This is a genomic window from Halalkalibacter krulwichiae, from assembly GCF_002109385.1.
GTDB lineage: Bacteria > Bacillota > Bacilli > Bacillales > Bacillaceae_D > Halalkalibacter > Halalkalibacter krulwichiae.
Map to the genome: position 1 here is coordinate 3271062 of NZ_CP020814.1, position 25808 is coordinate 3296869.

Consider the following 25808-nt stretch of genomic DNA (forward strand, 5'->3'; position numbering starts at 1 on the left):
TCAATCAAATGTTATAACATCAGTTGGATTAATGTACTGATTGTCTTTTTTTAGAGCAAAATAGAACATTCCTTTTTCTGCTTCTTCGTTTGTGGATACTGTGCCAATTAGGTGTCCAGCTTGAATGTGATCATACTTGTTTACTTCAATTGTATCTAACATTCCATATACAGACTCCGTTCCATCATAATGCTCAATTGTAACTGTCTTCCCTAAACTTTGGTCTTCATTGTTTGTAACAGCAATCACATGTCCACCTTTAACTGCTTCAACTTCTGCATTCATCCCTGTCTCAACTAGAATACCACGTCCATCATGTTCAAAATCTTGGCTAATTGTCCCTAACACTGGTAATGCGTAAGCCACATCAACTTGCTCGTTTGGGTCTCCTTGCGCAATGTTCTGATTAATGGGGAGGAGTGCCAATGGTCTCCCAAATTGATTTTCATACCAATCTGCAATCGCCGCAAATTGTAGCTCCTGCTCATACACTTGTTTAACTAAATTTCTTGGACCTTCTGCCTGAGGAACTTGTGATTGAAACAGAATTGCTGTCATTAAGAACAAACAAACTGCTGCCATCACTCGAAATAAGAAAAATTCATTTTTCTTCACCGATTTGCTTTCATCTTGCTTATCGCTTGGAGGAATATAAAAGTCCGGCTCCTCCCTTTCCTCATCGTGCCGGTTCATTAACATAGGCACAGTACGTTCCCTTTGCTTCACACTGTGATTAATTTGACGTCTCCTTGTCTCAAGCTTTCTCCTTACTTTATTCAAATCCTTGGACATAGACTTCCCCATCCTTTTTGACAAGCTTATTTACTTAAACTATATGACTTGTCCTCTATCATTATGATAGAGTAAAAACAAATTTACTTCTTTGTTATCTTGAACAATGACCATTTAATAAGGAGAGGATTCTTAATGAAAAAACGTCAGTTAGGTTCGTCACAATTATATGTAAGTGAAATTGGACTTGGATGTATGAGCCTAGGAACAGATATAACACAAGCTCGTACTACGATTGAAACAGCTCTTGATCAAGGAATTAATTATTTGGACACAGCAGATTTATATAACCAAGGCTTCAACGAGGAAATAATTGGTGAGGTTGTAAAAGGAAAACGTCAAGACATCATTCTCGCTACAAAAGCCGGGAATCGATTTGAAAAAGGTAAAGAAGGCTGGTCTTGGGACCCATCTAAAAAACATATTCATCATGCGGTAAGGGAGAGCTTACAACGCCTTCAAACTGATTACATAGATTTATATCAATTACATGGTGGAATGATTGAAGACAATATTGAGGAAACAATAGAGGCATTTGAAGAACTAAAACAAGAAGGTCTTATTCGCTATTATGGCCTATCTTCAATACGACCAAATGTCATTCGTGAATATGTTAAGCGCTCATCAATCGTTAGTATAATGATGCAATACAGCTTGCTTGATAGACGACCTGAAGAACTCTTCCCCCTACTTGAAGAGAACCAAATTAGCGTTGTTGCTAGAGGGCCTGTCGCCAAAGGGATCTTAACTAATCGACCAATCGATCAGCTGTCAACGTCGATTAAAGAAAAAGGATATTTAAATTATCAATTTGAAGAGATACAAGCGCTTCGTTCTTCCATTTCAGATCAACTTCTTAACGGTCGCTCAGTCCAAGCCATTGCGCTTCAATATTGTCTAGCGTCACCTGTCGTCGCATCCGTTGTCGCAGGTGCTAGTAACACTCAGCAAGTTATTGAAAATGTCCAAGCACTTGAAGAGGGTACGCTAAATACCGAAGAGCTTAATTGGTTAAAAAAACAAACAAAACTAGATGTATACGAACAGCATAGATAAGGAAAAGGAGCGTTTCAAAAGGTCAATAACAACCTTTGAGACGCTCCTCCTTTTTTCGGGTGGGCTTTGGCTCCTCTCGCTGCGCGTCCCTCTGAGAAGACCACTCAGAGGCACTTAAAACCTGGCAGCGGCTCCGCTTAAAGCTGAGCCTATTAAAAAAGGTAAAGGGCGACCTTTTTTAATAGGCTCTTACTTTGTCCATCAGGATTTCTTTCATGACTTGGCCGATTTCTGGTAGGATGATGCGTTTCATGGCTAGGTTTACGGCTCCGATTGCTCCCGGCATGGAGAAGATCGCTTTCCCGTCTCGAACTCCAGCCGTTGCTCTGCTAAGAATGGCAGCTGTACCAATTTCCTCTTGAAAACTTAAGTGGCGGAATATTTCGCCAAATCCTGGCATTTCTTTATCCAAACTATCTCTGACAGCTTCATGTGTTGTATCATGAAGAGCAATACCTGTACCTCCCGTAATCAAGATCGCATCAATATCTGCTCGTGTCGCTGCAATTTTGATCCAATGCTGGATTAAACTATATTCTGAATTTATTATTTGGTATTCAGAAACACTATGCCCTTTCTCTTCTAATAGCGAACGAATCCGCGCACCACTTTGGTCATTCTCATATGTACTAGAGTCTGACACCGTTAAAACCATACAGCGAATGCTCCTCGTTACCTGATCACAGTGCTCTTCCATCATCGTCATTTAATTAGCCTCCTCTTATCGAACATTGATTCATTGAATTTATAGTAACACAGCCATTTCACTCTGTTATTGAATGCTTTCAAATAATTGGTACGCGGCTCAAAAAGTGACAGATATAAAGTTTTCTCACACTGACCTCTTCTCAGCATGGAATAGACAGAATAATCCTGAATATTCGCTGAATATGACTACCGAGAATGTAACGAATTATACGTAGAAGCTTGACCAACAAAAAAGAGCAGAGGATTCATTCTCTGCTCATAAATTTAGCGAACACTAAAAAATGATTTAATTTTCGCAAACATCCCTTTTTGCTCATCTAACGACATAAGTGGAACAGTTTCTCCTAATATTCTTCTTGCAATGTTGCGATATGCAATAGAAGCTTTACTCGTTGTATGAAGAGCAATAGGCTCACCTTTGTTTGAATGTTTAATAACCTCTTCATCATCAACAACAATTCCGAGAAGATCAATAGCTAAAATAGATGCAATCTCATCGACATCTAACATTTCGCCACTTTTCATCATATGTCCACGAATTCGGTTCACTACAAGTTTAGGAGCTTCTACATCTTCTTGTTCCAATAAACCAATGATACGGTCTGCATCACGAACGGCTGAGACTTCAGGCGTTGTAACAACAATAGCTCGATCAGCACCCGCAACAGCATTTTTAAAACCTTGCTCAATTCCCGCTGGGCAATCAATAATTACATAGTCATATTCCTGCTTTAACTCGTCAATAATCAATTTCATCTGTTCAGGTTGAACGGATGTCTTATCTTTTGTTTGAGCAGCAGGCAATAAGTATAAGCAATCAAATCGTTTGTCTTTAATTAAAGCTTGCTTAAGTTTACAGCGGCCCTCCGTTACATCAACGAGGTCATAAATAATTCGATTCTCAAGACCCATGACAACATCAAGATTGCGGAGCCCGATGTCTGTATCCACTAAGCAAATTTTCTTCCCCGAAAGTGCAAGGGCTGTGCCAATATTTGCTGAAGTCGTCGTTTTTCCGACTCCACCCTTTCCACTTGTAATGACGATTGCCTCTCCCACGTTGATGACCCCTTTCTATCGTGCTTTCTTAAAATTCATATACAGGAATAGAAAAGACTTCCTTATATTGAAGTAACTTATCGTTGCAACTGTGCTTCATTTTTTGAAAGCTCTGGATGAGAATGCACAAGCTGCTGGACTTTTCCGATATGAAATCTATATTGTTCATCTAAATAAGCACTTGTCATAATTCTTTCCTCGTCCACATCTCGATCAAAATGCTTAATTTGATCAGAAATTCTCAGTTGTGATGGTGCTAATAATGAAGCAGAAACGACGGCCTTATGATTGCCATCACAACCCGCATGAGCAATGCCTCGAAGTGCTCCCATCACATAAATATTTCCCGAAGCCATAAGAGTACCGCCTGGATTCACATCTCCTATTAACAGCACATCCCCGCTTACTTTTAGGACTTGTCCTGAACGAATAATGCGCATTAAAGTAACCGTCTGCGACTCTTGGCGCAGCTTTTCTGATTCCTCTTTTGATAGAACACGAGATTCAAACTGATCAACAGCGAGGTTGCGACCTTCTGAAATCATCGTCTCTAATTCTTCTTGCTGATGGACTTGCAAGTAACGATATCCAATATCGACTTTCACTCGCACATCAGGGCCCTCTGACTGCTGATAATGCTTGGACGAAAGCTTCTCGTTTAACTCCTCTAGCAAACTTTCATAAGAACAATGATCATCCAGTATAAAAATCAATCCATCTTTCGTCCCTTTTATCGTAACATTTTGCTTCTTTTGAACCATAGTTATGTCCACCTCAGCCTCACTTACATCCGTCACTCGTCTCATCTTTTCAGTTTACGAGTATACCGAAAAAAAACAGTGATGATACGTTTATTCAACATGATACTGCGTAAATCCTTCTAAATTAGAGAAGAAAAAGAAAAAAAACATAGATTTTGTCGTATTTTATCTATCTAAGACTTGCCTGTTTCATCACATGTGAAATTAATTTTTTCACTGGATAATAAATAATCACTGCAAAAGCAAAGTTCAAAATTAACCCTGGTATAAACCGTTCATAGAAGAACAAATTTGCAGCTAAATCAGTAATGCCAATTAACTTATATAACCCAAATTGATAATAATCAAAAAGAGCGACAGCTGCGAGCATTAATAATAAGTGAAATAAGAGTGAATCCTGTATTTGTTTGTATTTAAAAGCAAATGCATAGCCAATCAATCCAAATCCAAACATATACACACCTAACAATTGCGTGTAGACAATGTCGTAAATAAGACCAAATGCCAATCCATAAACTATACTGCTAAAACGTCCGAAATGAATCCCGATAAATACGAGCATAATTATGACAAAACGCGGTACGAGCGTTACATCCATTTCATTTTGCGCAGGTGTAAGCAATTGAAAGATCGTTCCTTCTAGCACAAGCAAAACAAAAACGAGCGTCGGGATAAAGAAACGGCTCACGATGGTTCCTCCTCAAGCAGATCTGGATCTAACGTCGTACTCGTACGTTCAATAATATATACATAGTCTATTGCAAAGAAGTCTGCCGTTGGCTCAATATAGGCATTTTGTGTCAACCCATATTCATCGGGTTCAACACGAACAATTTCCCCAATTAATAAACCACTAGGATAGACGCCACCTTTACCTGATGTTACGACAGTTTGTCCCTCTTCAATATCGGCTTCAAGATCAATCTTTCTCATGATAAGCAATCCAGCTTCCTCATCATATCCCTCAATAAAGCCATATTCAGGTTGATCCATCGAGATCATTGCTGACACACGGTTTGTTCGGTCATTGTCAGATAACAATTGAATTCTAGAAGAAAACTCACTTACTGTTTTCACTTTTCCAATGAGCCCGCCTTTTGAATCAACGACACCCATATTAGGTTCAATGCCATGTTCCGACCCGCGGTTAAGGCCGATGTATTCACTCCATCTATCCGGACTTCGATGAATGACAACAGCTGATCTCATTAAGTAATCATTTAAGCTCTCATCTAATTCAAGCATATCTTTTAATGTTTCATTTTCATTTCTCAGTAAATTTCGCTCGACCGAAATTTGAGCATATTCATCGAGTCTTGATTTCAATATTTTATTTTCTTCGTAAATATGTTGGATGTCTCGAACATTTTCAAAGAAACCCGCAATAGCGTATGCGGGTTTCGTGAAAATGGTTTGCACCCATCCAACAGCATCTCTAATCACTTGTTCTGGTCCTGTAATCTGCTCACGATCTTGTCTTGAGTAACCAATTAGTGCAACAAGAATAATGATAGCAACGAGAAGAATAATTAATTTTTTGTTTGAAAAAAAGGACGGCATGCGTTACACCTACTAACCTTTCCGATCTGAACGAGAAGTTATTCCAGCCTTTGAACGGAATAAATGAAGATTTTCTAGTGCTCTTCCTGTTCCAATTGCCACACAATCTAAAGGATTTTCAGCAACTAGGACAGGCATTTTTGTTTCGTCGCTTAGTACTTTGTCAAGATTGCGAAGCAAAGCACCCCCACCTGTGAGGACAATCCCACGATCCATAATATCCGCTGCAAGCTCTGGCGGCGATTGTTCTAACGTATTTTTAACCGATTCTATAATTGTTGTCACCGTATCAGCTAATGCACCTGCAATTTCTTCTGCTGATACACTAATTGTCTTTGGTAGACCCGTTAATAAATCACGACCTCGAATGTCCATATCATCAACGCCTTCAGGAGCACCAGCCGATCCAATTTCAAGCTTTAACGCTTCAGCCGTTCGTTCACCGATCATTAAGTTATATGTTTTCTTAATATACTGAATGATCGCTTCATCCATCTCATCACCAGCAACTCTGATCGATTGACTTGTCACAATCCCACCAAGTGAGATAATCGCAACTTCAGTCGTTCCTCCACCAATATCTACAACCATGCTACCTGTCGGCTCCCAAACTGGAAGGTCTGCTCCAATTGCAGCTGCAAATGGTTCTTCAAGCGTATATGCTTCCTTTGCTCCTGCTTGCTTTGTTGCATCTTCCACAGCTCGTTTTTCAACTGCGGTAATTCCTGACGGTACACAAACCATAACAGACGGCTTACGTGTAAACATTGAACGATTTTTTAACGCTTGACGAATAAAGTATTTTAACATCGTCGCCGTTGTATCAAAGTCTGCAATGACACCATCTTTCATTGGACGCAAAGCTACAATATTACCCGGTGTACGACCAATCATATTCTTTGCATCGTTCCCAACAGCTTCAATGGAGCCAGTATCCGTTCGAAATGCAACAACTGACGGCTCACGAACGACGATTCCCTTACTCTTCACGTAAACAAGCGTGTTTGCTGTTCCTAAATCAATTCCTATATCTTTTGAGAACCCACCAAACATCTATGTATCTCCCTTCATACAAAACCGAAATCATAACCTTCATTATAACGAATAATTCATAAAAAAAATAGCCTTAAGTTCCCCAAGTTTTAAGCAAATTGCTTCTTTCAAATAAAAAAGGCAACAAAACTTATGTTACCATTCTCTCCCCTCCATCGCTATCTTTGTTTTTTCCTGAAAAATCCTTTTTATTATATGACATATCCTTGCTCTTTAAGACTAACAAATTTACGGTCTCCAATAATAATATGATCAAGAAGTTCGATGCCAATCATTTTGCCTGACTCGGCAAGTCGCTTTGTCATTTCAATATCTTCACGACTAGGAGATGGATCTCCTGATGGGTGATTATGAAGACAAATAACAGAAGCCGCTGAGCGCCTCAGGGCTTCTTTAAAAATCTCACGTGGATGGCAAATGCTTGCATTTAAACTGCCAATGAAAATAGTCTTCCGATGAAGCACTTGGTTTTTTGTATTTAAATACAAACAATCGAAGTGTTCTTGTTGAAGAAAACGCATATCTTCCATGACATAATTAGATACATCCTCTGGCGAACGAATTACATATCGTTCCTCGGGCTGCATACTATGAATTCTTTTCCCAAGCTCAATCGCTGCTAATAACTCAACCGCCTTCGCTTCTCCAATTCCTTTGATTGAACATAATTCTTCAATTGCAGCTTCTTTCAACAGTAAGATCCCATCAAACTTCGCTAACACATGTTGAGCTAGCTCTAAAACAGACTCTTGCTTTGTACCACTTCGAAGCAAAATTGCCAAGATTTCTTGATTCGTTAATGCCTGTGCACCCTCTTGCAACAATCGTTCACGCGGCCTTTCTCGAAGAGGAACATCTCGAATAAGGAAAGGGGATTGGCGCATAGCAAGCAGCTCCTTTCTATTTTGAACAAAACGAGGCAAATTTATGAATGTTTACGTATCGGGGTGAATTCCTCTTTTTCGAAGTTCTCGTACCGTTTTTGCTAATGGTAAACCAACAACTGAAAAATAATCGCCAATAATACGTTTAACTAAAAACGCACCAAATCCTTGAATGCCATAACTACCTGCCTTATCGTTTGGCTCGCCACTTTTAACGTACATGTTGATTTCATCCTCTGTAAGCGGATAAAACTCGACATCTGTCTTCTCATAAAAAGTGTCTTTTCCGTTTGGCGAACAAATAGCAACACCTGTATAGACGCTATGCGTGCTGCCAGACAGTTTCCGAAGCATCGCTCCTGCGTCCTGCTCATCCATAGGCTTGCCAAGAATTTCATTGTCATAAGCTACAACTGTATCTGCTCCAAGTACGATTTCAGTTGGATGCTTCGACCAGACATCTTCGGCTTTTTGCAATGCTAACTGTTGAACGACTTCACTTGGCGTCAGTCCTTTTTCGACTTTTTCTTCAACGTCACTTGTTTTCACTTCAAAGGAATAATGAACTTGTTGTAAAAGCTCTTTTCGTCTTGGGGATCCTGAGGCTAAAATGAAAGATTTCATGAAGGGAGTCACCTCTACAATTTTTAATTCTATTGTACAGGTTCAAAATTAGAATACCAAATTTTTGCAACTAGAACGATCAATGTGTGAGATAACATAACGAGATATATAATACTCTTTTAACAAGGGGCATGGAAACATACAAAAAAACAGCTAGATTTATTTGAGGGCACTGAAAAAGGTTTATTTTCACCTTTTTCAGTGGCTTCATTTATTTCCAGCTGTTTCTTCATCTTCTTTTATTGTAACGATTGGACAACTTGTTCATAGCTTACTAAGGCGTCTAATATAGCTTGCTGTGATTGCCATAATGCGTCTTGTTCACCTTTTGATTCATATTCTTTTAATTTTTGACCTGCTAGCACTAATTTGTCTCCCATTTCAAGAGCATGCTGTTGCGAGTCACCTGTTAAATGGCTAAAAGCTACATCCCGCTCAGCTTGTAAAGCTTGGGCATTTTCTTCAATTGACTTAACACTTTCTGTTGTTATGAGCGAACCACCATTTAAGCCATCGACTGATAACTGCATCACCTTTTTATAATGATCTATCGCATTTGTAAACCAAGCAGAGACTTCTTCAGCTTGACCTGTGATATCTTGTCCATCGACTTGGTATGACTTCAAATAAGTATCTTGTCCATATTCTTCATATAAACTACCGATCTTCGTAGCCTGTGCACGATCCCCTCCAGCTCCGATAAACATATAAATTGGATCAGTTCCTTTTGTAAGTGTTCCTGCTAACCCTTGTTCGTGAATGCGTGCAACTACTTCTTCTCCTTGTGCTAGTTCAGTAAAGGCAGCACCTTGGACAACTTCTATAGACAGAGTTGGAAGAGCTGTTCCTTCTACAGTCGCATCAACGGAAGCTGCTGCTTGAGTTGCTTCTTCCTGCTCTACTCCTTGAACAACCGGAACGGAGCTCCCTTTAAAAACAGTGAGAATCATCGTACCAAAGCCAAGACCTACAATGATAGCAGAACAGACTGCTACGACCATCATCAATGGAATTTTCGGTCTGCTATTATTTGTGGCGGACTTCTTTTTTCTTTTAAACGGAAGCTTTGGACTTTTCTCTCGATTGCCATCGTCCCAAAATGGTTGTCCATTTCTCTTACGCTCCTCGTGCTTTTTTTCGAAATGAATGACATTGTCTGGTTGAGGAATGATTTCTGCTACGTCGATTTCTTCTTGTTCACGGGTCGGGACAATTTCTTCGGAACGCACTTGCTCATTTGAGAACACTTCAGAATCCACTTGAATTCGATCCTGAGTCTCCCTTTTTAACGTCTGTTCCTTGCCGTTTAACCGAACCGATATTTTGTGCTTATCCTGATTCATCGTATCACTCCTTTCCACAATCTCCCTTTATAACTCTATTCTATTACGTGAGCCTTGCAGATAGAACATGTCTAATAAATTAGTTTGACGATTTTTCTCTCTTTCCTTCTTAATCTATTAAATTAAAAAAGAACAAGACATTCAGTCTTGTCCTTGTCTATTAACCACCGAAATTATCATAGATTGAGAACATTGGTAAAATTGCTGCTAACACAATTGTTCCAACGATTAATCCTAATACAACAATCATAAGAGGTTCCATGATCGCACTTAAGCGCGAAGCCATTTGTTCCACTTCTTCTTCATAGAAATCGGCTACTTTCTCAAGCATCGTGTCTAGTTGACCAGATTCCTCTCCCACTTTCACCATGTGGCTGACTAGCTTCGGGAAAACCCAACTTTCTGAAAGAGGGCCCGATAAGCTTTCACCAGCTCGTAACGATTCTTTGGAGTCATGTAACACTTTTTTTACTACTTCATTATCAGAGATTTCCGCACTCATCGTTAATGTTTGTAGAACCGGAACCGAACTAGAAAACAAAGAAGCCATTGTTCTTGTGACTCGAGCTAAAATCGTTTTCTGAGCCAACAATCCAAATATAGGAATCTTTAATTTGGCATAATCTAGCATATACTTCCCTGTTTGGTTCCGTTTGATGCTAATAAATGCCAGAATTAACACGGTTACAAGGAGCATGACAATATACCAACGTTGGATCAGAAAGTCCGAGGCTCCCATCACCAATTGAGTCGGAAGTGGAATGTCCCCTCCCATTGACGTTAAATTCGCTAGTAGATTGGGAAGAACGACCGTTAATAAAGTGATTACAACTCCAATGGCAATAATGGAGACAGCAATTGGATACATCATCGCAGATTTCACTTTTTCCCTTACACGACGTTCCTTTTCGTAAAATGTCGCTAATCGCTCTAAGACATTTTCTAAATCTCCACTTGTCTCACCAGCACGTACCATGTTTATAAAAACTTTATCAAAAACTTTCGGATGCTTCTCACAAGCTTCAGAGAAAGGTGTACCTGAACGGATGTGGAAATAGACATCATTTAAAACTTCTTTAAATCTTTTTGAAGTCACTTGGTCACTAAGAATATTAATCGCTTCTGTAATGGTCGTTCCCGCTTTTAATAGCGTAGCAAGTTGACGGCAAAACACGACGAAGTCTTGGTTTTTCACAGGTTTCCCAAGCGTAATATTTAAATCTTTATTCCAGATCGTCTCTACTTGTTCATTTAACTCAGCGATAAATAATCCTTTCCCTTTCAGCTCTCGAATAGCCACTTCTTCTGAAGAGGCATGAAGCTTCCCTTTCACTTCTTTTCCCGTCCGAGAATCAATTGCTTTATAAAGAAAATTCATTGTTCATGCCCCCTTTCCTTATTCATGCTTGTCCCAACCTGGCACAAATTCATCGGCAACCGTACGTGTAATAAGACCTTGACGAACGAGATCCATAACAGCCATCTGAATCGTCTGCATCCCTTGGCTCTTGCTTGTCTCTAGGACGGTTAAGATTTGATGAATTTTGTCTGAGCGAATTAAATTAGCAACAGCCGGATTGTTGATTAAAATTTCCAAAGCCGCAATTCGTCCTTGTTCCGTTGCCGTTGGCAATAAACGTTGTGACACAACTCCTACAAGAGAGCTTGCAAGCTGCATCCGTACTTGTTGGTGTTGTTCTGGTGGAAAAACATCGATGATTCGATGAACCGTTTGAGAAGCTGTTGTTGTATGCAACGTCCCTAGAACGAGGTGCCCTGTTTCCGCAGCCGTAATGGCCGTTCGAACGGTGTCCAAATCTCGCATTTCCCCTACAAGAATCACATCAGGGTCCTGTCTTAAAGCCGCTCTAAGCCCTACTGAAAATGCTTTGCTATCAAGCCCAATTTCACGCTGGTTGACAATGCTCTTTTGGTGCTGATGTAAATATTCAATCGGATCCTCTAATGTTAGGATATGTTTGCTCATATTTTGGTTAATATAGTTAATCATCGCCGCTAATGTCGAAGACTTACCAGAACCTGTTGGACCCGTAACTAACATAAGACCTTGCGTTTGTTTCGCAAAATATTCTAATGCTTTTGGTAACCGCAATGACTCAAACGTAGGCACTTGACCATTGATGACACGGCAAACAATCCCAATAGAGCCTCGCTGCTTGTAAATATTTACACGAAAGCGACAAACCCCTTCAATCGCATAGGAAAAATCAAGTTCGCTCTCTTCCTCAAAGCGCACCATTTGGGCATCTGTTGTAATTTCCTTTGCCATTTCAAACGTGTCTTGCGGCCTTAGCACTGTAGATCCGACACGTTTTAATTTTCCATTTATCCGCACTGTTGGAGTGGTGCCAACGGTAATATGTAAATCAGAGGCACCATTTCGAAAAGAAAACTCTAACAATTTATTCATATCCATTGCTTATTTCCACCTTATTCAACAGTTACTCTAAAGACTTCTTCAAGTGTCGTAATCCCTTGAGCAGCTTTCATTAACCCATCATGCTGCATACTAATGAAATCTTTCTCCTCCACATACGCTCGGTAAGTTTGATAAGAAGATTTTCTCGTAATGTATTCTCGTAGTGTATCATCCATTACGACAATCTCATGAATTGCTAAGCGCCCTTTATAACCAGTACTGTTACAGTTTGCACAACCCTTTCCTTTTACAAGGTTCGAAACGGTCATGCCAACTGATTCAAATACTTGCCGTTCTTCTTTAGTTGGAACATATCGGTCCGCACAAGAGGAACAGACACGACGGACTAGACGCTGGGCCACGATTCCAGACAGAGCAGATGAAACAAGAAATGGTTCGATTCCCATGTCCATTAAACGGTTAATTGCACTTATGGCATCATTTGTATGCAATGTACTTAAAACTAAATGACCTGTTAAAGCTGAGCGTAATGCAATTTCTGCTGTTTCCGTATCTCTAATTTCCCCTATCATAATAATATCAGGGTCTTGCCTTAAAATGGATCGTAAACCAGACGCGAAAGTAAGACCGATGTTGGCATTAACTTGAACTTGATTGATTCCTTTTAATTGATATTCGACAGGGTCCTCAACCGTGATGATGTTTACATCCTCAGAGTTAAGTTTAGACAATGCAGAGTACAACGTTGTTGATTTCCCCGAACCCGTTGGACCTGTTACAAGAATGATTCCATAAGCACTATTTAACATCTTGCGAAACTTCTGTTCATTTGCGGTTGAAAAGCCCAAGCGCTTAATGCCTAACGATACATTTTCAGTATCAAGCAATCGCAAGACTACTTTCTCGCCAAAAACTGTTGGCAATATCGACACCCGCAAATCAATTTTTCGAATTTCAAGGTCAACCTTAAACCGACCATCTTGCGGCAAGCGTTTTTCGGCAATATTTAAGTCAGCCAAAATTTTAATACGTGACACTAACACATTGTGCATACTCTTTGGAAGCGTTCGTTCTTGACGCAACACTCCATCGACACGAAAGCGGATAACCGTCTCTGATTCAAGCCCATCAATATGAATATCACTAGCTCCTTCTTCGGTCGCTTGATAAATCAACTGATTGACCATCTTCGCAACAGGAGAATCATCGGACTGCTGAAGATCACTCATAGCCGATTCGTCTTCTTTTACAGCCATGTTATCTACCATTTGGTCAATTGACTTTTGCATACCGTAATAGCGATTAATCGCTAAGCGAATCTCTTCTTTCTTAGCGATCGCTGGTTGAATGTGAAATCCGGTACTCAGTCTTAAATCATCTAATGCAAAAATATCGAGAGGATCAACCATGGCAACCGTTAAACGCTCTCCAATTCGCTCAATTGGCAGCAGTTGATAACGCCTAGCCAACTCTTCATTAATAATCCCAATAATTTTCGGATCAATTTTTTGTTTGTACAGATTAATATGGGGGATGCCTAATTGATACTCTAGTACTTCAATAATTTGTTGTTCGGTGACCACTTCCATTTGTACAAGCTGATCCCCTAATCGTGCACCTGTTACCTTTTGCTCTTTTAACGCAGCCATTAACTGATCATATGTGATCATGCCTGATTCAACGAGAATATCACCAAGGCGTTTTCTTTTTTGCGTAGCCATACACATAGCTCCTTTATCTAAATAACTAGCTTGTCTGAATGGAGTTATTTTAAATGGTAGCGTTCGTATCCATTTAATGTATGAACAAAGTCAAGCATTGCTGCTTGCGTTTGCCATAAGTACTCTTCTCTACTCGTTCGAGTATACTCATTAATGGCATTATTAGCTAACTGTAAAAAGGTGACCGTCTGTTCCAATTGGTCCTTGCGTTCTTCTGTTGTTCCTTGATTTATCGCTTGTTTGACAGCTTGCTCATAATTCGCAACAATCGTAGACAAGTTTGTCTGATCGTTTGAATCAAAGGGAGCACGCCCGAACCCAGCTGTAGACATTTTGCTTACTAGAGTGACAGCATCGATTGCTACAGGAAGGACCGTAGTTTGTTCATTTTCTAATAGACGAAACGGAATACGATCGACCCACGATTGAAAGCTTTCCCCTTTACTTGATACTTGTCGATTCACCATTTCTGCTGATTCACGATCGTGTGCAAAACCAGTGTGAACGACCAATGAGGCTAACGTCGGATCATGCTCTCTCACAACCGACCTCGGGTAAATTCCATCATTCATTAAATTACTTAACTGTCTAAGAAAATAATATTCTGTATTAAACGCTCCTGTTTGCACGACATAAAAAGCATTATCTCCAGCTTGAATCTGAGCATTGAAATTTTCTGGCTGGTAATAAAGTTCCAACCTGCTCACACCAACATTGACGGAAGGTTCAGCGTCTGAACCACTCGGATTACGATCTTCCTCCTGCAGCGAGTTTGACGGGGATCGTTCGTTTGCTCTGCATTTGAATCAGCTTGTGAGCTTGAATCATTACTCTGATTCGTATTCGTATTCGAATTAATAGAAGTTTGAGCGTGCTCTCCATTTATTTCCGTTGAACCAATCATACTAGATTCTATTATCGTCTCTACAGTCGTTACCTTCTCTAGATAAGACTTAATCCAAGCAGAATCAAACTGATAATCAAGCTCAAACTCTTTCGTCTCTTCCATGAATGGCGAGAAATCTTCTGAATAAAAAGCTCGTAATGTTAAAACTCCCTCTACATGATTGGAATCTTCCGCTACCACATACGAATAATTTTGTATGTGGACAATTCGGTCAAGTTGCTCGATTTCATCGACAAAAGAATGAAGGTCATCCTCTTCTCCCAAAATGCTTAAAACTAGCTCCACATATGCAAGGTTAATATGTTCAAGTTCCGTTACCTCTTCCTCTAATGAGGCATAAAGCTCTTCAGAAAACAGATGTCGCCAGCTCTGGTTCTGGTCAACCTCAGCATCTGTCTCCTCATCAAATGGCGCTTCTAGCGGTGAAACTTCAATATCAATCCTTTCAATGACAACATCCGTATCCAGTTCAGTCCGCTCAAGGTCAGCAACCATTTGCTCAATATCCGGACGTAGAGGAATAAGCGCAAGGAGCTTACTCTCTTCTTCGTCACTTAGCTTCTGCTTCTCACTATTATCCAAATGCTGTTGATAGGTTTGTAGACTGTTCGTTATTCGCTGCAATTCCGCCTGCTGATCTTGTTCTTTCGCTTGCAACGGTCGAACTTGGTATAAATAAAAAGCAACGAGGCCTAAAAAGAAAAGAAGAATAAAATATAAGACCGGTTTTTGATTACGTATAAACCATTCATTCATACTGTTCACCTGCTAACGTTTTTAGCTTTAACGTGAAATCCGATTGATAGATGATCCCGCTTTCGCTCTGCAATTCAATTGTCGTCACTTCCGCTCCACTTATTTCTCGCTCATTTAGAAGGTGATTAAGAAAAACAGCTGCATCTCCTTTAGAGACAGACGTAACTTGAACAGTTAGATCACCATTGTTTTCATACGAGTAACGAGTGACCTCAGTCCCTTCTGGCAAATGGAAATAAATACGATCTTTTAACGAAATCGTTCCTTTAAACACACTCGATAACAAAGTACTCATAGCCGTAAATTCATCAACATAATTGAAAGCATTAATGCCTGATGTCGTGGCTAACACACCTGCTTCAAGAGTAAGTAATTCCTCTGTCTTCGTCGCTACTTGCGCTTCCAATTGCGTAACATTATTATTTACGCTTATATACGTAAACGTTAAAAACATCGCACCTGCAACGATCGAAGCGAGACCGAAAACCGGGATCAATGGAAGTTTCCCTTCCTGCCTTCGAGTTCGTTCAGGTAATAAATCAATACTAATGTTCACAACTATCGCTCCAATCTACAACCCGTCTCATTTATTTTCCTTTTCGATTCTTATCTGGTTTGTCATTCGCTCTAAGGGCAAGCCCAATTGCTACACTGCACGAATCGAGCAGCTGTTGGTTTTGCTCGGCTGTTACAATCGAACTATAATCAATTGTGCTAATCTCCATGCGCATTCTCTCAGATAACGGATCAATAAGAAGACTAGCAGACTCTCCCGTTACAATGATTTTACTAAACTCACTATCACGTTCCCCAAGTGAATACCTAAAGAAATTCTGCGCTCTTTGAATCTCGGTAATGACAGAAGAAACATACTCGTCTAGACGTTTCGTTGAACCTTCTCTTGCGGCTGCAACTTGTGTAACAGTCTCTTCTGCAACTTCATCCGAAAAAGCGAGGACGTCTTCATCTTGTCTAGGGCTCCTCTCATCAGGCTCCTCAAGCGCCATCGTTCTCGAGAAAACAATGAGATCGTGTTTGAAAATGTGGATATCGACCGTCTCTTCGGAAACATCGAGAATCATCGCTGTATCTTTTAACCAGCTAGGATGCAAATACATTAACAACCGTTGCAGTGACAACCCTCTTAGCTCAGCTGTAAGCGGCTTATAACCAGCCTCTTCACATGACTCCATTAAATCTTCTGAAATAGAACGCGACGTCGCAAAAAACAAAATCTCACTTCGCGGTCCCTGAATGTCCTTTTCAACATTGTTCGCTAGTTCCTCAAGGGTAAAATCATCATCTGTCCTTACCCCATTTCGTTCTGGGATGACCGACCCAATTTTGACAAAATCATAAATCGGATCCTCAAACGGAATATGAATCGATTCCCCAATCTGAAACCGAATCAGCTTCGCTAAATCTTTTTCCTCCAAATCAGGCAAAGTCGTAATTTTTCGTATGAGCGTATTTTGAGTAGGGATCGACAAATGAACCTTTTTTGAAGCTTTTTTATTCCCCTTTAGATAACTACGAACAGCCGTTGACAACAAGCCTTTCTCGACCACAACCCCATTTGCTACAATGTTTTCTTGGAGTGAATGCTCATAAACCTCCTCTAAAACAGGAGCTTGCTTATCTAGCTTAATCGTCGCAAATGTCACTTTGTTGTCACGAACGTCTATGCCTGTGTATTTGTTGTTGAATAACATGTAAGCACCTCAGTTAATTATTTATTACCGATTGTAGTTTTATAATCTTCAACTTTAATTGTTGAAGTGTTCGTAACATCCTCAGATGACCCTTTTTTGCAAAGCCCTGCGTTGGCAAGACCAATTAATGAACAATCAATTCCTTTTCCCTCTCCAGTAAAATCATTGTTGCCACTTGTTGAGAAGTTTTTAACAATGATACCCGAGTTTATTATTAGCTTTCCAGCACCATTATAGTTGCTTGTTACAACCAAAGCGCCATTTACAGTAATTGGGAAGTTCCCTCCATGGTTTAAATCATTCACAATTAAAACTCCATCCACTACTATATTACTAGTGTTCCCTTGACCAGTAACTTTCATTTCTTTTACCATTACTATTGCGTCTGGTCCAATATACAATTGATTATCGTTTCCACTATAATCTAAAACCTCAAAAAAATGAGTACCTGACATGTAATTTTTGGAACTACTAACTTTTTCATGCCCGAAATTACTAGCATCGTTAGGAATTTCTAAGTGTGCCTTAACAGTATTAAAATCTGTATTAGACATTTTTAATTTATTATCATAAAGTTTAAGCGTATCATGATTATTACTTCCGTTATAATTGAAATTTTCCACAAAGTATAAAGGGGATTTCAGATATCCACTTACAATTGTCTCTTCTTGTATATTTAAAAGTAAATTTCTATTCACTTTGGATTCAGAGGCATAACGTGCTCCAATTTCATAAGTATTCGTTTCCTTATCATATGACTCGAGTGATACTTTAATTGGAATATCGTTTTTAGCTCCAATTGAAAATTGTTTAGGTAATTCTTCTTGTAGATAAGCAATTGCACCTTTTTCATAGATCTCCATCTCTTTTAAAGCTACCTCTATTGCACCTTCCGCACGATAAAACTCCCCTTGAACTTCTGCATTGCTAACAATTGTTTGTTTGCTATAGCTCGTCGAAAACAACATAGCAGAACCAACAGAAGCCAATAAAACAACAACAAATAAAACAAGTATTAATGCGGCACCTGATTCTGATTGAACCAATTTATCTTTCACCACTATCACCGCCTTCTCAAAAACGAGAATACATTATGGTAGATGCTAGTTTAGTATCCCCGATTTCTAGTATTATTCGAACTTCATTAGCATCTTCTTCATTCTCAAAAACAAGAATAGAAGCTGATTCAGAAACAACTTGATTACTTCCATTTATTAAAAGGATGGTGGTCATCTTCTCTTTATAAATCAGGAGAGTTTTATCATTTTTTCTTAGTTCCAATGTTCCCAAATCTTTATTTTCAATCCATCTTGCGCCATCACGCATTTCCCTCGTCATATATTCCATTAGAAAACGAGCTTGCCTTTGTGTATCATTTTTATGAAATACAACTTGTTCAGACTTTAATGAATAACTTACGAGACTTACTGCAACCATCGTAATAACAGTCATTAAGGCAATTACGACTAAAAGTTCTACAAGTGTAACTCCTTTTTGATTATTCATCCGGTCGAAACACCACCGTAACAAGTTCAATTTTATTTTCTTTTTCATGTAATCCAGCTTTCCCACTACTAATAAAACTATTTTTCTCAACCCTAACTGTTATTTGGTAAAAATTATCCACTTCATGCTCATAAGGATCGACTTTAACAAATACAGTTACGGGCTCATCTATCACCAAATTGCTATAAGGAGCAGGGAGGTTAGCATGCGATTCACATTGTTCGTTAATATTACTCCAACAATATGTATCAACACTCAATGTACCTGTTGTTGAGTACCTAACCTTCTCCATCACCTCTTGAGCAATATACGCAATTTGCGTTTCTTTTTCTTGACTAACCGTGCGCGTAAAAGTGCCAGTCATAATCGTCAATAATGGAACAATAATAATCCCGACAATGACAATCGCTACTAACAATTCAACAAGCGTCAGCCCTTTCTCATTTTTCAAACTACTCACCCCTGCCACAAGCTGACATACCAATTCCAAACGTCATATCCGAACAAATAAGCAATCAAAGTTCCGATAAAAATAAACGGCCCAAACGCGATCGGTTGTTTTCTCTTTACTACTCCAGTAACGATTAAGAGTAAGCCAACAACAGCCCCCAAAAAAGAGGCAACCATGAAACTTAAGAGCGTCATCCATGGTCCGAGCACAAGTCCAATTGCTGCATAAAGCTTTATATCACCACCACCCATTCCGCCACGGCTGACGATCGCTATGAGAAGGAGCAATACAAAACCAACAGCCCCGCCAACTACATAAAACCAGAACGGTTCAGAACCAATAAACAGCCGAGTTATTAACAAGATCGCTATTGCTGGAAGCGTAATCACATCCAAAATTAACTTTTCTCGAATGTCTGTCAAAACAGCTAACACAAGAACAGTCGTTAAAATAATCGCTGGAAGCAATTCAAGCTGCACACCAACAACTTTATAGACGAGGAAAAGAGAAGAAGCTGTTACAAGCTCACCAACAGGATAGAGAGGAGAGATCTTCGCCTTGCAATAACGGCACTTCCCCTTTAAGAAGAGATAACTAAAGACAGGCACTAAATCTAGTACCGATAAACGATGATGGCAGTTTGGACAATTTGAAGGAGGGAAGGCGATTGATTCTTTTTTGAGTAGACGGATGGCGACTACGTTGAGAAAGCTTCCTAAAAGTAACCCTATTAACCAAAAATAAGAATCGCAAATCAATATCTTTTTCTCCTTTTAACATTAATTATTTTTTAAAAGCTGTCACTATGAACTAGCGACAGCTTTTTAAAGAAAATAAACACATTAATCAGTAGATGGGGAAGGTAGGGAATTTGGTTCACAGACCTCAGTAATTGATCCCGTATCATTATCTATGGTAAAAGCCGGAGTTGAGTTATCCGCACACTTAGGAGCTTCTCTTAGGTAATCGGCAGCTACTAAAGCAGCTGCGTTGGCAGCATAGCTTCCTGTCATTGCATAATACCTTTCAGATGCATCCTGAACAACCTTATTTACCTGAGCATTCGCATTTGCTTCAGCACTGTCTCTATTCCCCATAACCATGGGTACAACAATCGCCGCAATAATCCCCAAAATAACAATTACCACCAATAACTCAATCAACGTTAAACCTTTTTGATTCTTTAAACGCTTTTGAATAAACTTTCTCATTCTTACTCATCTCCCAATATAAGTTTTTTTATATCTAAGGTGTAACTAAAGTCACAGTCCTTAAGTACTGAAATTAACAAAAATGCCATAAAAAATAGCCTTTCAATTTTTCTACTACAATCTATAAGTAGAACATAAAAGGCCGGTTGCACCAATCGCTCAATACGACTAAGGTGCCCAAATAAAAGTCGTATTTCTATGCTTTCCAAACTATTCTTTTGATACTTTGATTGTATTCTGAGAGATTGCTAAAGTCAATACTTTTTCCTTAGTAATCACCATTTATTCACATAAAAGGACAAATTAAACTAAATTCAACCAGGTCTTTTGATGGGTATCTCATCGAGTCAAAAAGACAAACACCACCACCAATAGACCTAGCAATGTCCTTTATGCATTTATTATATAACCCTTTATCCCTACATGACAGAGATCAAATTTTTCCATTTTTCTCTTACTCTAGCGATAAAATATAAAGAACCACAAATGATTAATACTTCATCCATTTTGGTTTGTTCGATTTCTTCATGCAAAGCTTGCGTCCAGTTCTCGTGATAACGTTTCGTTTGAACAGGAGCTTGTGTCGATAAGCTTTCTGCCTTTGCTGCTCGATCAAAGTCAAAAGTTGTAAACGTAAAGCTTGCTTGAAAATCTAAAAATGGCTGTAGTAAGCTGTTCATGTCTTTTTCTTTCGTTGCAGCTATTAAAAAGCGAACATTTTTATTCGGATAGTGTAGTTTTAATGTTTCAGCCAATGCTTGCATTCCTTCTTTGTTATGTGCACCATCCACTATAACCGTCGGGCTTTCTTGTAACACTTCAAAACGCCCTGGCCATGTTGTCAAAAGGAGTCCTTTTTGAATGTGTGTATCATCAATAACCAACTGATTATTCGTTCTTAATAATTCTAGTGCTTGTATGGCAATAGCAGCATTTTGACGTTGATGAGGTCCAGACATTTGAATTGTGACATCCAAAGGCTCTCTTCCTATTTGAGTATAAGTAAAAACTTGTCTCTCTTCATTAACAGCGACAACCTCTTCATCAAAATGTTTTCCTAACACATAAAGAGGAGATTTGTTTTGATTTGAGACAGCTTGGATCACTCTTTTCGCATCTTCTTGCGACACACCGGATACAATGGGTACGTGTTCTTTAATAATGCCTGCTTTTTCTGAAGCAATTTCTTTTAGCGATTCTCCTAAGATTTGCATATGATCAAAACCAATAGACGTAATAATCGATAGAATCGGCGTAATCACATTTGTCGAATCTAAGCGGCCGCCTAAGCCTACTTCTACTAAAACAATATCTGGCTTGGCGATCGTTCCGAAGTAGTCAAAAGCGATCGTTGTCAGGACTTCAAATTCTGTTGGACTGCCATATTCCGTTTTGCTTAATTGTTCTACTAATGGTTGAATGCGCTTGGCACATGTAAGAAGAGCTTCCTCATTAATGGGTGTGCCGTTTAATGAAATTCGATCTTCAAAACATTCCATTGAAGGAGATGTAAATGTACCAACCGAGTAGCCCGCCTCCACTAATGTGTGACGTAAAAAGCTAACTGTTGAACCTTTTCCATTCGTTCCTCCAATATGAATCGCTTTAAGCATTTGATCAGGACGGTCTAATCGATCAAGCATCCAATTCATCCGTTCAAGTCCGGGCTTTATGCCAAATGAAAGTAACCCTTCAATCCAGTTAATCACATCTGCTCTATTTTTCATCGCACATTCCTCCGATTCTCCCAAGTTGCTAGTTCAAGTTTATCTTAGAATGGTAGGGAATGAAATAGTAGATGTTTGGTATGAGCTGAATAAGAAAGAGCTAATTCTCATCTCCACCGTGTTGCTCATACATTTCCATCCACTCTCTAAACGCCTCGTCATCTCCTTCCTTCTCTGCTTTTTCCATCATCATTTCTGCATAGAAAGGTTTCTCTGTCAACTCAGATAGCTTGGCGATATAGTGATACATTTCCTCTCGTAACAGCGGGGAGTTATCTTTTGTTTGCTGACGGACGATATTTAGGACTTTAACGGCCATTCTAAGAGCGAGATCGTCGTCATTGTTTTCTTTTATTAAGGATCGGTATGCATCAAGTGCTTGTTGATGCTTCCCATCAAGCAATAGTTGGTCAGCTTCAGTTATAGACCGGTTTCTAACCGTGAAAAAAGGAAGTTTCTCTGTGAGTGATTCGTCTAAACGGTAACCATTGCTGCGGCGTAGTTCTTTGTCATTTTCATCATAGGCAACGACCGACCATGAAAACAACCCTTTTGGATGCAAGTAGTCAAAAAGTTGAGCAGGATCGAGTCCGCCTTCATAAACGTCTTGATTACTAATTTCATAGTCTACAAAAAACGGACTGTGATATAGTTCCGTAATTGCCACACTCCATTTATCATCTGTGATTGGACCACTTACTAAACTAGACATTGATCCATTTTCAAAATGATAGGCCGTATATACTTGATAATAAGCTGCATCGGTTTCCTCCCACTGAAACGTAATCGTCTCGCCTTCTATCACTTCGGAATTCACAGGCGATGTAACATTCATAAGTCGACGTAACTCTATGTCATACTGAATATCTTGATCTGTTACACGGAGGATTTCTTCCTGGTCTACTGGCCATGAATACCCATCGATTTGTTCAAAAAATAATCGGATGCCGATTTGATAATCTCCTGGTAAGACAGTGAGAGTGAACTTACCTTGTTCATCTGTTTTCGTTTCATTTTCTTCTCCGATTGGACTAATGGATCGATAGGATTCCTCTTCGTCACGCATTACAACAGCTGCTCCGACAACCGGTGTACCATCCTCTTTTTTCACATAGCCTGTAACGGTTCGAAATTCGATGTCACCCTTCATTTGTTGTAGCTGCTTTTTCAACTGACTGACTCGTTCTGATTCGTCGGCATACCAGTCCTCTTCCATCGTAGCTGCTTTCTTCCTTTGTTGTTCCCATTCCTTAATTGCAGACAGCGCCTCTGAAAGGAGATTTTCTTCTAGTAACAATTTCACTTTTAAAACAATCCATTTCTCTGAAGGAACGTATACAAATGCATGTTGCAGTCGCTTCTCTTCCTGAGCTCGATAAGCCTCAAGAAACTCTAATGCTTCCTCTTTTTTTCCTAACTGCCTTAAATATTCTGGCTGTAAGAGCAGCAATTCTTCATCAACAAATTCACGTTTCGATAAAATGACTTGCTTCTGTTCTTCTATATAAGCAATCGCTTCTTCCTTCGATTTCTCTGTTGCAATCGTCTTTGCTTTTAACGCCTGCGCATAATCAAAGTAAATTCGGTCTGCACTTCCTCGCTCTATATACTCATCAATATAGGATTGAACGTCCTCTGTCTTAAACCCTCTACTGAAACCCCTATCTGACCAAGAAGATGATGTCGGTGTCACATAGACGTCATATCGTTGTCCAAGCTCAGGTTCAAGAATGTATCTCTCGATTAAAGTTAACTTTCTCGATATTGTCCATGATTGATCTATTAAAGCCTTCATCATTTCAAAGGCTTCTGGATCACCAGCCTGAAACGCTGCCTCTACTTGTTTCTCTTTCCATATAGGGATCACTAAAGCTTGAATTGTCAGGAATGACATACTTAAAGCAACAACGACTATAAGCAAATGCTTAATCTTTATTCTCATTGTCCCCTCACCCTTTCCTGAAATAAGTCACTCCAAACAATATTACCTTGGACTTCGATTAACTCATTTGTTTCAATTTGATAAAAGCTTATCAAATCAATTGAGGCTCCAACGAAGAAGCATGCCATAATGGCCATTACCGGAAGCACTGGAAGCGTGATCTCTTTATTTAAAAAGCGCTTAACCTTTTCTTGCTTTGAACGAGAATTCAACTGACGTAATATAGACTCATGTTGTGTAAAAACGATTCCAGTCAATTCTTCATCTAGTTGTTGTTTCATTTGTTTTCGTTCAGTCATTTTGCTCACCTTCTAAACGGTCTTTTAATTGCTTACGTGCCCTGGCCAGCCGACTCTTCACCGTACTTTCTTTTTCATCGATCATCGATACAATCTCCTTCACACTAAACTCCTGAAAATAATACAAGGCAATGATTTCTCGATATTTTTGATCAAGGGTTTGAACTGCTTTTACTAAAGATTGACCATCAAGTAAGCGAAGAATTTCCGTTTCTGGTGTGTCTTCGACGGTCCCCTCTTCTATATGATCATCAGCATGCCTTAAGAAAACATGCTTAAAGCTCCAACGCCTTGTTCTTTTTCGGCACTCATTGATCACAATCGATACGAGCCATTGTTTAAACTTCTTTGAATCCTGTAACTGATGAATCCGATCAAATGCAGCTACAAACGCATCTTGAACGACATCTTCTGCCTCATAGCGATCTTTCAACACTAGAGAAGCTAACCTGAGGCATTCGTTACTGAACAGTTCGAGGCATTGCTTAAATGCCGCTTCATCCTTCTCTTTTAATCGCTGTACTAGCTCCTCCATTTACTATTCTCCTCGGGTAAAATTCGTCTCAATTAAACGTACTTACTTAATAGAGTCATCATAGCAGATTTTGGTTGCAACATTTCAGAATTTTTTTCCTATTACATTCGGATAATGTAATCGATTAGACGGATACTACCTTTGTAGCTTACATATCGGAGGTGCTATGACATATAAAATTTGAGATGGTTGTGATGATGAAAAAGAACTAAAAGGGAAACAAAAAGGAGGATTTTGAAATGGAAAAGAAAAGAATTGGGTTGCTGTTCATTGTCTTTATGCTACTTATCTCGTTTGCAACAGGAGCTTTAGCAGCTGAGAAACCTAGAGCTGATAAAGACATTGTAGATACAGCCGTTGACGCTGGTGATTTTAGTATTTTAGCAGGTGCTTTAGAAAAGGCAAATTTAGTCGAGGCACTTAAAGGGGAAGGACCCTTTACTGTGTTCGCTCCTACTGATCAAGCATTTAAACAGTTGTTAGCTGAATTAGGAATCACTATCGATGAGTTGTTAGCAAGAGAAGACTTAGCAACGATTTTACAATACCATGTCGTCCCTGGAAAAATGATGTCTGGTGATTTAAAAGACGGTATGAAAGTGAAAACATTAGCTGAAAAAGAAGTAATGATATCGTTAGATCCTGTTCGAATAAACGATGCAAAAGTAGCAAAACCAGATATTGAAGCTTCAAATGGAGTCATCCATGTGATTGACAAAGTGTTATTGCCTAACTAAACAATGTTTAAAAAGGGGCTTATCAAAGGTCTGGTTTGACCTTTTGACACGCCCCTTTTTCAA

At 39.3% G+C, this 25808-nt stretch carries 28 protein-coding genes and 1 riboswitch; of the genes, 2 read left to right on the forward strand and 26 right to left on the reverse strand.

The genetic code is table 11. The annotated features are described in order from the left end of the window. Complete coding sequence (locus BkAM31D_RS16530; protein WP_066153084.1) at positions 1-792, reverse strand: M23 family metallopeptidase; 792 nt, start codon at positions 790-792, stop codon at positions 1-3. Positions 793-927: 135 nt separating this feature from the next. Here BkAM31D_RS16530 and BkAM31D_RS16535 point away from each other — a divergent pair, with 135 nt between their 5' ends. Beyond that, a complete protein-coding gene (locus BkAM31D_RS16535; protein WP_066153087.1) occupies positions 928-1848 on the forward strand; it encodes an aldo/keto reductase in 921 nt (306 codons plus the stop codon). 178 nt (positions 1849-2026) lie between these two features. On the opposite strand, the gene BkAM31D_RS16540 is transcribed toward BkAM31D_RS16535, so the two are convergent. From BkAM31D_RS16540 to BkAM31D_RS16660, 25 genes are all read right to left on the reverse strand, one after another. After that, positions 2027-2554 (reverse strand): MogA/MoaB family molybdenum cofactor biosynthesis protein, encoded by a 528-nt coding sequence (locus BkAM31D_RS16540; RefSeq protein ID WP_066153091.1) that lies wholly within the window; start codon positions 2552-2554, stop codon positions 2027-2029. 266 nt (positions 2555-2820) lie between these two features. Then, entirely contained in the window at positions 2821-3615 is a 795-nt protein-coding gene (minD, locus tag BkAM31D_RS16545) for a septum site-determining protein MinD (RefSeq protein WP_066153094.1), read from the reverse strand. Positions 3616-3692: 77 nt separating this feature from the next. Continuing rightward, complete coding sequence (gene minC / locus BkAM31D_RS16550; protein ID WP_066153098.1) at positions 3693-4376, reverse strand: septum site-determining protein MinC; 684 nt, start codon at positions 4374-4376, stop codon at positions 3693-3695. Positions 4377-4545: 169 nt separating this feature from the next. Beyond that, positions 4546-5064 (reverse strand): rod shape-determining protein MreD, encoded by a 519-nt coding sequence (mreD, locus tag BkAM31D_RS16555; protein WP_066153101.1) that lies wholly within the window; start codon positions 5062-5064, stop codon positions 4546-4548. Further along, positions 5061-5936, reverse strand: coding sequence for a rod shape-determining protein MreC (gene mreC, locus BkAM31D_RS16560; protein WP_066153103.1), 876 nt, complete (start codon positions 5934-5936; stop codon positions 5061-5063). The genes mreD and mreC overlap by 4 nt, the downstream gene beginning before the upstream one ends. Before the next feature lie 12 nt (positions 5937-5948). Further along, positions 5949-6989, reverse strand: a complete 1041-nt coding sequence (locus tag BkAM31D_RS16565; RefSeq protein WP_066153108.1) for a rod shape-determining protein — start codon at positions 6987-6989, stop codon at positions 5949-5951. Positions 6990-7180: 191 nt separating this feature from the next. Further along, on the reverse strand, positions 7181-7873 hold the full coding sequence (gene radC, locus BkAM31D_RS16570) for a RadC family protein (RefSeq protein ID WP_066153111.1): 693 nt from the start codon (positions 7871-7873) through the stop codon (positions 7181-7183). Between the two features lie 51 nt (positions 7874-7924). Then, positions 7925-8497, reverse strand: a complete 573-nt coding sequence (locus BkAM31D_RS16575; RefSeq protein WP_066153116.1) for a Maf family protein — start codon at positions 8495-8497, stop codon at positions 7925-7927. A 239-nt stretch (positions 8498-8736) separates the two neighbouring features. Further along, a complete protein-coding gene (locus tag BkAM31D_RS16580) occupies positions 8737-9840 on the reverse strand; it encodes a hypothetical protein (protein ID WP_066153119.1) in 1104 nt (367 codons plus the stop codon). 160 nt (positions 9841-10000) lie between these two features. Continuing rightward, on the reverse strand, positions 10001-11218 hold the full coding sequence (locus tag BkAM31D_RS16585; RefSeq protein WP_066153122.1) for a type II secretion system F family protein: 1218 nt from the start codon (positions 11216-11218) through the stop codon (positions 10001-10003). An 18-nt stretch (positions 11219-11236) separates the two neighbouring features. Then, the gene (locus tag BkAM31D_RS16590) at positions 11237-12271 is read right to left on the reverse strand and encodes a type IV pilus twitching motility protein PilT (protein ID WP_066153626.1); all 1035 of its coding nucleotides are present in this window, start codon (positions 12269-12271) and stop codon (positions 11237-11239) included. A 20-nt stretch (positions 12272-12291) separates the two neighbouring features. Continuing rightward, positions 12292-13962 carry a GspE/PulE family protein gene (locus BkAM31D_RS16595; RefSeq protein WP_066153126.1) on the reverse strand — a complete coding sequence of 557 codons (1671 nt, stop codon included), beginning with the start codon at positions 13960-13962 and terminating at the stop codon, positions 12292-12294. 44 nt (positions 13963-14006) lie between these two features. Continuing rightward, positions 14007-14660 carry a hypothetical protein gene (locus BkAM31D_RS16600; RefSeq protein WP_085449814.1) on the reverse strand — a complete coding sequence of 218 codons (654 nt, stop codon included), beginning with the start codon at positions 14658-14660 and terminating at the stop codon, positions 14007-14009. A gap of 5 nt (positions 14661-14665) precedes the next feature. Beyond that, positions 14666-15625 (reverse strand): hypothetical protein, encoded by a 960-nt coding sequence (locus tag BkAM31D_RS16605; protein ID WP_085449815.1) that lies wholly within the window; start codon positions 15623-15625, stop codon positions 14666-14668. After that, complete coding sequence (locus BkAM31D_RS16610) at positions 15618-16181, reverse strand: PilN family protein (RefSeq protein WP_066153132.1); 564 nt, start codon at positions 16179-16181, stop codon at positions 15618-15620. The genes BkAM31D_RS16605 and BkAM31D_RS16610 overlap by 8 nt, the downstream gene beginning before the upstream one ends. Positions 16182-16212: 31 nt before the next feature. Then, positions 16213-17337 (reverse strand): type IV pilus biogenesis protein PilM, encoded by a 1125-nt coding sequence (gene pilM / locus BkAM31D_RS16615; RefSeq protein ID WP_066153133.1) that lies wholly within the window; start codon positions 17335-17337, stop codon positions 16213-16215. Between the two features lie 17 nt (positions 17338-17354). Beyond that, complete coding sequence (locus tag BkAM31D_RS16620; protein ID WP_157076791.1) at positions 17355-18395, reverse strand: hypothetical protein; 1041 nt, start codon at positions 18393-18395, stop codon at positions 17355-17357. Between the two features lie 16 nt (positions 18396-18411). Beyond that, the gene (locus BkAM31D_RS16625) at positions 18412-18843 is read right to left on the reverse strand and encodes a PilW family protein (RefSeq protein WP_066153138.1); all 432 of its coding nucleotides are present in this window, start codon (positions 18841-18843) and stop codon (positions 18412-18414) included. Then, positions 18836-19294, reverse strand: coding sequence for a prepilin-type N-terminal cleavage/methylation domain-containing protein (locus BkAM31D_RS16630; RefSeq protein WP_066153142.1), 459 nt, complete (start codon positions 19292-19294; stop codon positions 18836-18838). Before BkAM31D_RS16630 ends, BkAM31D_RS16625 begins: the two co-directional genes overlap by 8 nt. A gap of 5 nt (positions 19295-19299) precedes the next feature. Beyond that, positions 19300-20052: a prepilin peptidase gene (locus tag BkAM31D_RS16635; protein ID WP_235820380.1), complete on the reverse strand. Its 753-nt coding sequence runs from the start codon at positions 20050-20052 to the stop codon at positions 19300-19302. A gap of 84 nt (positions 20053-20136) precedes the next feature. Continuing rightward, positions 20137-20505 (reverse strand): competence type IV pilus major pilin ComGC, encoded by a 369-nt coding sequence (locus BkAM31D_RS24725; protein ID WP_066153147.1) that lies wholly within the window; start codon positions 20503-20505, stop codon positions 20137-20139. Positions 20506-20636: 131 nt separating this feature from the next. Then, positions 20637-20720: riboswitch (cyclic di-GMP riboswitch) on the reverse strand. A 204-nt stretch (positions 20721-20924) separates the two neighbouring features. Beyond that, positions 20925-22232 carry a bifunctional folylpolyglutamate synthase/dihydrofolate synthase gene (locus BkAM31D_RS16645; RefSeq protein WP_066153148.1) on the reverse strand — a complete coding sequence of 436 codons (1308 nt, stop codon included), beginning with the start codon at positions 22230-22232 and terminating at the stop codon, positions 20925-20927. A 100-nt stretch (positions 22233-22332) separates the two neighbouring features. Then, a complete protein-coding gene (locus BkAM31D_RS16650; RefSeq protein WP_066153151.1) occupies positions 22333-24174 on the reverse strand; it encodes a carboxypeptidase-like regulatory domain-containing protein in 1842 nt (613 codons plus the stop codon). After that, positions 24171-24473, reverse strand: coding sequence for a hypothetical protein (locus BkAM31D_RS16655; RefSeq protein WP_066153154.1), 303 nt, complete (start codon positions 24471-24473; stop codon positions 24171-24173). The genes BkAM31D_RS16650 and BkAM31D_RS16655 overlap by 4 nt, the downstream gene beginning before the upstream one ends. Next, positions 24466-25008, reverse strand: coding sequence for an RNA polymerase sigma factor (locus BkAM31D_RS16660; protein WP_066153157.1), 543 nt, complete (start codon positions 25006-25008; stop codon positions 24466-24468). Before BkAM31D_RS16660 ends, BkAM31D_RS16655 begins: the two co-directional genes overlap by 8 nt. Before the next feature lie 239 nt (positions 25009-25247). Here BkAM31D_RS16660 and BkAM31D_RS16665 point away from each other — a divergent pair, with 239 nt between their 5' ends. Continuing rightward, positions 25248-25745, forward strand: coding sequence for a fasciclin domain-containing protein (locus BkAM31D_RS16665; RefSeq protein ID WP_084372139.1), 498 nt, complete (start codon positions 25248-25250; stop codon positions 25743-25745). Positions 25746-25808 lie beyond the last annotated feature (63 nt).